This window comes from Mesorhizobium sp. M8A.F.Ca.ET.207.01.1.1, from assembly GCF_004794715.1.
Classification (GTDB): Bacteria; Pseudomonadota; Alphaproteobacteria; order Rhizobiales; family Rhizobiaceae; genus Mesorhizobium.
The window spans coordinates 752,713-762,352 of the sequence record NZ_SRUS01000002.1; the positions used below are offsets into that span (position 1 = coordinate 752,713).

Genomic DNA, 9,640 nt, shown 5'->3' on the forward strand with positions numbered 1-9,640 from the left:
GCCGGAGGACGGCCGCCGCTGGGCCTCGACCAGTATGTGCAGCAGGCGCTGCAACTGCATCAGGCCGGGCGCCGGCAGGAGGCCGAGGCGATCTACCGGCAGGTGCTGGCGCGTCAGCCCAAACACGCGGCCGCGGCGCATTTCCTCGGCTTGCTGCTGCACCAGACCGGGCGCAGCGAAGAAGGCATGGATTTCCTGGAGCAGTCGGTTCAGCTGCAGCCGACGAACCCCGACTTCCTCAACAATCTCGGTACGGTGATGCGCGATCTCGGCCGCGTCACGGCGGCGATCGATTTCTTCCGCGGCGCGGTGGACCTGCGGCCGGAGCAGCTCGCGGCGCGCGACAATCTCGGTTCGTCGCTGAAGCAGATCGGCCGGTTCGAGGAGGCCGAGGACATCTATCGCGGCACAGTGCAGCGCAATCCATTCCACGTGCGCGCGCGCATCGGGCTTGCCGAAACCCTGCAGGAAGCCGGACGCCTCGACGAGGCACTGGCTGTCTTCCAGGAGGCCCTGACCATTCGCCCCAAGGATGCCGACCTGTTGCACGGGCTGGGCGTCGGGCTGATGGAGAAGGGCAAGCTCGGCGAGGCGACAGACCTGTTCCGGCAAGCGGTGGCGATCCAGCCCGGCATGGCCCGCGCATGGCTGATGCTGACGCAGGTCAAGCGCCAGAAGGAGCGCGATGCCGAATTGGCCGGCATGGAGGCGCAGCACGCCAAGGCGCCCCAGGACAGCCTGGCACGCATGCAGCTGTCGTTTGGCCTCGGCAAGGCCAATGACGATCTCAAGGATTACGGCAAGGCCTTCGACTACTTCGCCGAGGGCAATGCCATCCGCCGCAAGGGCATCGACTATGATCCGGTGAAGACGCGTGCCGAATTCGAGGCGATGAAGACCGTGTTCGATGCCGGCTTCTTCGAGAAGCACAGGCCGAGCCCGATCACCGACGATGCGCCGATCTTCATCGTCGGCATGCCGCGTTCGGGCACGACGCTGGTCGAACAGATCATCGCCAGCCACCCCCAGGTTTATGGCGCGGGCGAGCTCAGCATCCTGAAGACGGCGGTCGGCAGGCAGTTTCCGTCGGACATGCCGGGCGGCTTCCCCTGGGGCGTGGCCGACACCGACGATACCGATTTCGGCGAGGCGGGGCAGGCCTATCTCGACATGCTGCATGCCCGCTATCCGCATATGCGCCACGTCACCGACAAGATGCCGGGCAACTTCCTGCTCGTAGGCTTCATCCGCATGATGCTGCCGAAGGCCAGGATCATCCACTGCGCCCGCGATGCGGCGGCGACATGCCTGTCGATCTACAAGGTGCATTTCCGCGGCGACAGCCACCGCTATGGCTATGACCTCGGCGAACTCGCCGATTTCCACAATCTCTATATCGACATCATGGCGCATTGGCACAAGGTGCTGCCCGGCGTCGTGCACGATGTGCGCTACGAGGACTTCGTCGCCGACCAGGAAGGCCAGAGCCGGGCGCTGATCGACTATCTCGGCCTGCCATGGGACGATGCCGTGCTGTCGTTCCACGCGACCGACCGGCCGGTCCGCACGGCATCCGCCGCGCAGGTGCGCCAGCCGATGTACCAGGGCTCGGTCGACCTGTGGAAGCGCTATGGCGACCGGCTGAAGCCGCTGCTCGACAAGCTGGATTAGCGAGCGGGTCGCGGAGATGCCCATCAGCTTCGTCATCCTAGGGCGAAGCAGGAGCGAAGCTCCGTCGCGAAGACCCTAGGATCCATGCCGCGACCTCGATCGAAGAATGCCGCGGGGCAGAAGTCTTCGCCGTTTCCGATATTTTGACGTTACGGCATGGATCCTATGGTCTACGCCGCGTCGCTTCGCTCCTTGCTCCGCCATAGGATTGTTTGGGCGCATCCCCCTCGGCGAGGGCGCGCACGCTAAGCTTATTCAGTCGGTGCGTTCATTGCCCAGGCGACGCCGAAGGGATCCTTCACCTGGCCCCAGCGGTCGCCCCAGAACATCACCTGCAGCGGCGTGACGATCTCGCAGCCGGCGTCGACGGCGCGTTTCCACCAGGCGTCGATGTCATCCTTGCCGAGATGGAGCTGCAGCGTATAGCCCTGCGCCGCCTGGTGCGGATGGCCGTGTTCCGGATAGGCGTCGCCGAGCATCAGCGTCGAGCCGTTGATGTAGAGATGGATATGCATGGTGCGGCCTTTTTCATCCGCCGGATAGGCAAAGACTTCCTCGGCCCCGAAAGCCTTCTTGTAGAATTCGGCGGCCTTGATGGCGCCGTTGACCTGCAGATAGGGGGTCAATCCGCCAAGTACTTTGGCGCGGGGCGGGGTCTGGTCGGTCATTCTCGTGTTCCTCTTCACGTTTGGCATGGCCTTGCGGATCATAGGACGGATGAGGTGACGCCAATCCTACAGGGCCCGAAAATTTTTCGCCGCGGCCGGATCATCGGGCACCGGCCGGCTTTTGAGGCCGGTGCATGCTGCGGCTGGCCATGGTCATATGACCTTGGCCGAGGACGTGGCCGCGCGACGGCTGTCGCGGGCATCGAAGATTTCCGGAAAGCCGATATCCTTGCGCAGTTCGGCCGGCAGCGACAAAAGGATGCGTTCGCTGCGGTGACGGGCGCGCGCCGCGGCATACCGGGTTGCGATGCGGCCGATGGATGACAGGACGGACATGATGACTTCTCCCTGGGTTGGCGCCGGCATCATCGTGTCGGCATCCCAAGGACGAGGCAGCAACGGGCGATCCGACAGATTGTCGAATTTTTTCTCTGTTACCGGCGCGGCGCCCTTACGTCAGGCAGCAGTCTCCAATCGTTCGATCGTTTCAAGGTCGGCTCTCTTGGCCTTCCCCTCGACGGCGAGGTCATAGCTTGCCTGCATGTTCATCCAAAACTGCGGCGTGGTCCCAAAAAACTTCGCAAGGCGCAGTGCGGTATCGGGCGTTACCGGTGTCGTCTCGCTGGCTAGGCGCTCGATGCGCGTGCGCGGCACATGCAGCTTTTTGGCCAGCGTGTAAGGCTTCAGACCAAGCGGTATGAGATACTCTTCGCGGAGAATTTCTCCGGGATGGATGGGCGGGTTGATATCAAGCATTTGGGACCTGCCTTCAATGGTAGTCGGTTATTTCAACATCTTCTGCTTGCCCATCCACCCAGCGAAAGCAGATGCGAAACTGATCGTTGATGCGGATCGAATGCTGACCGGCACGGTTGCCTTTCAACGGCTCAAGCCTGTTGCCGGGAGGCGTCTTGAGATCTGACAGTTCGGCGGCGTTGTCGATCATGTACAGCTTCCGTTGGGCCGGTCGGACAAGATCCGAAGGGAAGCCCTTTGGAGCCTTGCCGTTCGAAACGGCTTGGCTGGTCTTGTCCTTGAACGAGCGTATCATCCGTGGGGTTCCGACGGACGTACCATGACATGATACGTTTCAGGAATCAAGAGTACGTCTCATGAAATGATACCAAAGGTGCGCCCTGTCAGTGACAGGCCGAAACTTCATCGGCAATGCATCTTCGTCGCCGCTCAGCCGGTTCCTTCAGCCACTTCGCGGAAGAAACGCTCCGGGTCTTCGACCTCGGTCAGCTTCCGCTTCTCGACCAGCCAGAAGCGGTTGCCGACGGCACGGATGAAGGAGCGGTCGTGCGAGGCGAGCAGGCAGCTTGCCTGGTGCTTCAGCAACTCCTCCTCCAGCGCTTCCTGGCCGTCTATGTCGAGATGGTTGGTCGGCTCGTCGAGCAGGTAGAAGTTGGGATTGGCGAGCCTGAGCGCCAGCATCATCAGCCGCGCCTTCTGGCCGCCCGACAGCACACCGATCCTTTTCTCCTGCATCTCGATGACCACGCCGGCGCCGGCGAGCAGCGAGCGGGCGCGCTGTTCGCCGACATCGTAGCGGCGCGAGACCATGGCCAGCGGCGTGTCGTCGCCGCTGATGCCGGACAGCGCCTGATCGCTGTAGCCGAGCACTGTCGACGGCGTCACCTTCACATTGCGCACCGCATCCTGTTCGAGGATGGCGTTGCGGATCAAGGTGACGAAGCGCGATTTGCCGACGCCGTTGCGGCCGAGCAGCACGATGCGGTCGCCCTGGCAGATGTGGCGCTTGCCGGTCCTGAACAGCAGCGTGCCGTCGGGCGTTTCCACCGCCGCGTCGTCAAGCGTGATCAGCACCTTGGCGTGCGTGCCGCGATTGGCGAGTTTGATCGCGCCCGCCGATTTTTCGCGATGCGCCGGATTGGCTGCCTCTTCGAGCTTTTCCGCGCGCTGGTTGAGCTGCTTGGTCTTGACCGTCAGCAGGTCGCTGCCCGAATTGATGCCGAGATTGTTGAGCTTGGCCGCCTGCCGGCGCAATTGCTGCGCCACTTTCATGTCGCGCTGGAATTTTCGCTCGGTCGAGGCGTCGACCTCGTCCAGCGCTTCCCGGCCCCGTGAGTAGGGTAGCGAAAACACCGGCGACTGTTCCGGACGCAGGAACAGCGTGCGGTTGGTGGTGGCGTCGAGGAAGGCGCGGTCATGGCTGGCGATGATGACGGGCACGTCGCGCGGCAGCGCGTTGAGCCAGGTTTCCAACTGGCTGATGCGCGCGAGGTCGAGATGGTTGGTCGGCTCGTCGAGCAGCAGCACGTCGGGATCGGTGACCCAAACGCGGGCGATCAGCGCCAGCCGCTGCCAGCCGCCGCTCAGCGCCCGCATCTCCCGCTCGCGCATTGGCTCGGGCACGTCGAGCGAATCGAGGACCACGTCGACGCGCCACATCTCGCTGTCGGTCTGCTCCGGTGGCAAGGCATCCGCCACCACCTGGTAAAAAGTACTGCCGAGCAGGACAGGGGCAACGGACTGTTCGACATGGCCGACGCGCAGGCCGCGCGTGCGGGTGATGTCGCCCGTTGTCGGCTCCAGCTCGCCGGCCAGGCATTTCAACAAGGTCGACTTGCCGCGGCCGTTGGCGGCAACGATGCCGAGCCGGTCGCCAGTGCCGATGCTGAGGTCGAGATTGGAGAAGAGCGGCGCACTCATGGTGACGCCGAGGGATTTGAGGCTGATCAGGGCCATTTTCGATTTCTCTGGTCTGTCCGGAAAGTCCGGGTCAATGCACTTTGACGGTGCGCGTGCCGGCTATCAGGCCAGGCGTTGCACACCACGAAGGGCAGACCAAAAAATCGAAGCGGGAAAAAAACCCGGACCGTCCCTGGTCAGCCCTGCAAGCTAGCTCGCAGGGCAGAAATCGGGCCACGCTGACGATGGTGACGAAAAAACGTAAACACGTGAGCCCTCCTTTCGAGACGTTCGAGTGTGACGACTGGCTACACCAAAGGCGGGGCTGATGGCAAGGCCACCGCTTTCGCGCGGCGCGGGAAGGGGTCCAGCACCAGGATGCAGCCGCAGATGATCGCCACCGCGCCGAAGCCTTGGATGACGGTCAGCGACTCGCCGAGCAGGATCGTTCCGGTCAGCACGGCGATCGTGGTCACGGCGAATTCGACGCTGATCGTCCTGGTTGCACCGATTGAGGCCACCAGCCGGAAATAGACGACATAGGTCAATGCGCTCATGACGCAGGCCAGGATCGCCAGGTAAAGGAAGTCGACGGGGCGCGGAATGGCCGGCACCGGCACGACGAGCAGCAGCGGCAGCGTCATCAGCCCACCGAACAGGAAGGCGGCGCTGGTGAGTTCCAGCGAGCCGGCCGAGCGCAGATGGCGATTGGCGTAATTGCTGCCGAAGGCGGCCGAGAACGAACTGAACAGCGAGGCGGCGCAGCCGGTCGCAAAGGATGCGGTGACCGGAACGGCGGGGAAGCCGACCAGGACGACAATGCCGGCAGCGCCGAGCAGCAGCCCGCCCAGGCCACGAACAGTGATGCGCTCAAGCCCCCAGAGCTGGCCGATGATCATCGAGAACAGCGGGATCGCGGCAACCAGAATGGCCGCCATGGCCGTTCCGATGCGCGGCGTGGCATAAGACAGGCCGATCAGCTGAGCGGCGACGGTCGTCGCGCCGACCACCGCGAAATGCCGCCAGCCGGCGCTGAAATCCAGCCGTCGCCGCGTCGCGGCGGCAAGCAGAAAGAGCGTGCTGCCGGCAATCAGCGCGCGCAAGGTGACCGCGCCGACCCAGCCGAATGCGTGCACCACCTTGAGCAGGACCAGAAAGGACAGGCCCCACGTGACGGCCAGGAAGATGTAGGCGGCGATGTCTCTGGGTTTCATGGGGGTGGGCCGTGCGGGAGTTTGGTTTCCGAGCGGAGGAGCCAATGCCAAGGCCCGTATAGGTTCGTCCCATGACTGGCAAGGTGCCAAGAAGAGCTGATCTATGTTGGAGGGACAGCGCCCCCCTCCTGCCGGACATCTCCCCCACAAGGAGGGAGATTGGCAGCTTGTGCGCCTCGCTCATTCCGCGACGTTGGAGATTGGCGAAAGCAAAGATGATATTCGATCTCCTCGTGGGGGAGATGTCCGGCAGGACAGAGGGGGCGCGAAGGATCGCTACTTTCCCGGTCTGCCTGTCTTGCCGGGCCGGCGCTTTTCGCGGCGGGCGTCGCCCGGGTCCTCGTAGGAGCCGATGCCGGCTCGCTCGCGCTTGACCGGCTTGTCGCCTTCGATCGGCGTCTCGGTGCGCCGCACGGTCATCTCGTCCAGCGAGTTCTTCTTGAACAGCGGTTTGATCGGCTCGCCGGGAATACCGAAGTCTGAACCATGCGCTTCCTGCGCGCTCTGCTTCTTGAACAGCGAGCGCGACACCGCGCCTGACGGGGTCGGCATGTCGGTACCAGGCCCCATATCGTCCAGCGACGGCTTGGCGAACAGCGGCTTCTTCACCGGCACGGCGCCGTCGGCGCCCATCTCGTCGAGATCGGGCTTGCGGAAGAGGTTGGGCCGGGCGGCCTTGGCCGCCTCTTCGGCGGCACGTGCCTGGTCGAGCTTGCGGAACCGCTCCTGTTCCTCAGCCGTACGATGCTTGGCCACGCCCTTGTTGTGCTTGCCTTTTTCGCGGCCCGAGGCCGGACTTTGGCCTTCCACCTCGCGCGCCAGCGGATCGTCGGAGATCGACAGCTCCATCTCGCGCAGCCGCTTGATCTCGTCGCGGATGCGGGCCGCCTTCTCGAAGTCGAGATTGGCGGCGGCGTCGCGCATCTGCTTGTCCAGCGCGGCGAGATGGGCCTTGAAATTGTTGCCCATCATGGCGCCGGCGCCGTCGGTGAACTGCGAGATGTCGGCGCGGACATGGTCCTTCTCGTAGACCGAGTCGAGAATGTCGGAGATCCGAGACTTGACTGATTCCGGCGTGATGCCGTTGGCGGCGTTCCACTCCATCTGCTTTTCGCGGCGACGGTTTGTCTCGGCCATCGCCCGTTCCATCGAGCCGGTGACCTGGTCGGCGTAGAGGATGACCTTGCCGTCGACATTGCGGGCAGCGCGCCCGATGGTCTGGATCAGCGATGTCTCCGAACGCAGAAAACCTTCCTTGTCGGCGTCGAGGATGGCGACGAAGCCGCATTCTGGAATGTCGAGACCTTCGCGCAAAAGGTTGATGCCGACCAGCACGTCGAAGGCGCCAAGCCGCAGATCGCGTAGGATCTCGATGCGCTCCAGCGTGTCGATGTCGGAATGCATGTAACGAACGCGCACGCCCTGCTCGTGCAGGTATTCGGTCAGGTCCTCGGCCATGCGCTTGGTCAGCACGGTGACCAGCGTCCGATAGCCGGCGGCCGTCGTCTCGCGGATCTCGCCGACGACGTCGTCGACCTGGCTTTTCGCCGGGCGCACTTCGACGGGCGGATCGATCAGCCCGGTCGGCCGGATGACCTGCTCGGCGAAGACGCCGCCGGCCTGTTCCATTTCCCAGCCGCCCGGCGTCGCCGAAACGGCAACCGAGAGCGGCCGCATGGCGTCCCATTCCTCGAAGCGCAGCGGCCGGTTGTCCATGCAGGAGGGCAAGCGGAAGCCGTATTCGGCCAGCGTCGCCTTGCGCCTGAAGTCGCCGCGATACATGCCGCCGATCTGCGGCACGGTGACGTGGCTTTCGTCGATGAAGACCAGTGCGTTGTCGGGAATGTATTCGAACAAAGTCGGCGGCGGATCGCCGGGCTGGCGGCCGGTGAGATAGCGCGAATAGTTCTCGATGCCGGCGCAGGAGCCGGTGGCTTCCAGCATCTCCAGGTCGAAGCGGCAGCGCTGTTCCAGCCGCTGCGCTTCCAGCAGACGGCCGGCGCGCTCCAGTTCCACCAGACGGTGCTTGAGCTCTTCCTTGATCGACTTGATCGCCTGATTCAGCGTTGGGCGCGGCGTCACATAGTGCGAGTTGGCGTAGATCTTGACGCTCTTCAGCTCGCCGGTCTTCTGGCCCGTCAGCGGGTCGAATTCGGTGATCGCCTCGATCTCGTCGCCGAACATCGAGATGCGCCAGGCGCGGTCTTCCAGGTGGGCCGGGAAGATTTCGATCGTGTCGCCGCGCACGCGGAACGAGCCGCGCACGAAATTGATGTCCTGGCGCTTGTACTGCTGGGCGACGAGGTCGGCGAGCAGGGCGCGCTGGTCGAGCCGGTCGCCGATCTGCATCTGGAAGGTCATCGCCGTATAGGTCTCGACCGACCCGATACCGTAGATGCAGGACACCGAGGCGACGATGATGACGTCGTCGCGCTCGAGCAGCGAACGCGTCGCCGAATGGCGCATGCGGTCGATCTGCTCGTTGATCGAGGATTCCTTCTCGATGAAGGTGTCGGTGCGCGGAACGTAGGCTTCCGGCTGGTAATAGTCGTAGTAGGAGACGAAATACTCCACCGCATTGTCGGGGAAGAATTTCTTGAACTCGGAATAGAGCTGCGCGGCCAGCGTCTTGTTGGGGGCCAGGATCAAGGCAGGGCGCTGCGTCTCCTCGATCACCTTGGCCATGGTGAAGGTTTTGCCGGAGCCGGTGACGCCGAGCAGCACCTGCGTGCGGTCGTTGTTGTCGACGCCTTCGACCAGATCCTTGATGGCGGTCGGCTGGTCGCCCGCCGGTTCGAAGTCCGACACCATCTTGATGGCGATGCCGCCTTCGGATTTCTCCGGCCGGGCAGGGCGGTGCGGCGTCCACAGCACGCCGTCCTTGTGCAGCGGATTGCCGGATTCGATCAGAGCCGAGAGCGCGGCCACGGTGGCGGTGACGCCACTGGACGACATCGTCTCGGCTTCTTCCAGCGAGATGTCGAGCCCGGCGACCGGATTGAGGCCGGCCGCCGTGCGTTCGCGGGCCGACGCGGCGCCGCCCATCGAGGTGCCGCGCGCGGTGCGGCCCGGCGCCGCGGAGCGCTCTGGAATCTTCTTCGGCGACTTGGCGCCGCCGCCTTTGCCCGCGGCGCGGCCTTCCCGTTCAGCCTCCTGTTCGATCTGCTCGGCCCAATCCGCGATCGAACCGGTCAGCGGCGTGCCCGTCAGCTCAGCCTGCGGCATCTCGGCGAAGCCGCCCTTGTGCAGCGGCTCGGACGCGTCGAGGAAATCGGTCAGCGGGCTGCGCCGCTTCGGCGCGGCGCGGTCGTCATCCGCCGTCGGCGGCGTTCTTTTATCGGGGGATTTGGCCATGTCCCGAATATGGGAGGTCTTGGCGAAAATGGAAAGAGCGCGATGAAGGCTGGCCGGCGGGCGCGTCATGCTCCTGAC

General features: G+C 64.2%; 8 protein-coding genes. 1 reads left to right on the forward strand and 7 read right to left on the reverse strand.

All coding sequences use genetic code 11. The features are described 5' to 3' along the window. Positions 1-36 precede the first annotated feature (36 nt). Positions 37-1,671 (forward strand): sulfotransferase, encoded by a 1,635-nt coding sequence (locus EN850_RS08540; RefSeq protein WP_136090985.1) that lies wholly within the window; start codon positions 37-39, stop codon positions 1,669-1,671. Between the two features lie 251 nt (positions 1,672-1,922). Here the strand turns inward: EN850_RS08540 and EN850_RS08545 are convergent, their stop codons facing one another. From EN850_RS08545 to uvrB, 7 genes are all read right to left on the reverse strand, one after another. Next, complete coding sequence (locus tag EN850_RS08545) at positions 1,923-2,339, reverse strand: glyoxalase/bleomycin resistance/extradiol dioxygenase family protein (protein WP_127278410.1); 417 nt, start codon at positions 2,337-2,339, stop codon at positions 1,923-1,925. Between the two features lie 153 nt (positions 2,340-2,492). Next, complete coding sequence (locus EN850_RS08550) at positions 2,493-2,675, reverse strand: hypothetical protein (protein WP_023770253.1); 183 nt, start codon at positions 2,673-2,675, stop codon at positions 2,493-2,495. Positions 2,676-2,795: 120 nt separating this feature from the next. Then, positions 2,796-3,095 carry a HigA family addiction module antitoxin gene (locus tag EN850_RS08555; RefSeq protein WP_127278412.1) on the reverse strand — a complete coding sequence of 100 codons (300 nt, stop codon included), beginning with the start codon at positions 3,093-3,095 and terminating at the stop codon, positions 2,796-2,798. A 13-nt stretch (positions 3,096-3,108) separates the two neighbouring features. Then, positions 3,109-3,390, reverse strand: coding sequence for a type II toxin-antitoxin system RelE/ParE family toxin (locus EN850_RS08560; protein ID WP_135856120.1), 282 nt, complete (start codon positions 3,388-3,390; stop codon positions 3,109-3,111). Between the two features lie 134 nt (positions 3,391-3,524). Then, positions 3,525-5,051 carry an ABC-F family ATP-binding cassette domain-containing protein gene (locus EN850_RS08565; RefSeq protein WP_136090986.1) on the reverse strand — a complete coding sequence of 509 codons (1,527 nt, stop codon included), beginning with the start codon at positions 5,049-5,051 and terminating at the stop codon, positions 3,525-3,527. A gap of 251 nt (positions 5,052-5,302) precedes the next feature. Then, positions 5,303-6,208, reverse strand: coding sequence for a DMT family transporter (locus tag EN850_RS08570; protein ID WP_127279688.1), 906 nt, complete (start codon positions 6,206-6,208; stop codon positions 5,303-5,305). A 276-nt stretch (positions 6,209-6,484) separates the two neighbouring features. Continuing rightward, the gene (gene uvrB / locus EN850_RS08575) at positions 6,485-9,562 is read right to left on the reverse strand and encodes an excinuclease ABC subunit UvrB (protein WP_136090987.1); all 3,078 of its coding nucleotides are present in this window, start codon (positions 9,560-9,562) and stop codon (positions 6,485-6,487) included. Positions 9,563-9,640 lie beyond the last annotated feature (78 nt).

What these genes read in the sequence shown, in the direction of transcription:
- EN850_RS08565 (WP_136090986.1), bottom strand. Translation starts at nt 5,051, where the DNA reads ATGGCCCTGATCAGCCTCAAATCCCTCGGCGTCACCATGAGTGCGCCG.
- EN850_RS08560 (WP_135856120.1), bottom strand. Translation starts at nt 3,390, where the DNA reads ATGATACGCTCGTTCAAGGACAAGACCAGCCAAGCCGTTTCGAACGGC.
- EN850_RS08550 (WP_023770253.1), bottom strand. Translation starts at nt 2,675, where the DNA reads ATGTCCGTCCTGTCATCCATCGGCCGCATCGCAACCCGGTATGCCGCG.
- uvrB (WP_136090987.1), bottom strand. Translation starts at nt 9,562, where the DNA reads ATGGCCAAATCCCCCGATAAAAGAACGCCGCCGACGGCGGATGACGAC.
- EN850_RS08555 (WP_127278412.1), bottom strand. Translation starts at nt 3,095, where the DNA reads ATGCTTGATATCAACCCGCCCATCCATCCCGGAGAAATTCTCCGCGAA.
- EN850_RS08570 (WP_127279688.1), bottom strand. Translation starts at nt 6,208, where the DNA reads ATGAAACCCAGAGACATCGCCGCCTACATCTTCCTGGCCGTCACGTGG.
- EN850_RS08545 (WP_127278410.1), bottom strand. Translation starts at nt 2,339, where the DNA reads ATGACCGACCAGACCCCGCCCCGCGCCAAAGTACTTGGCGGATTGACC.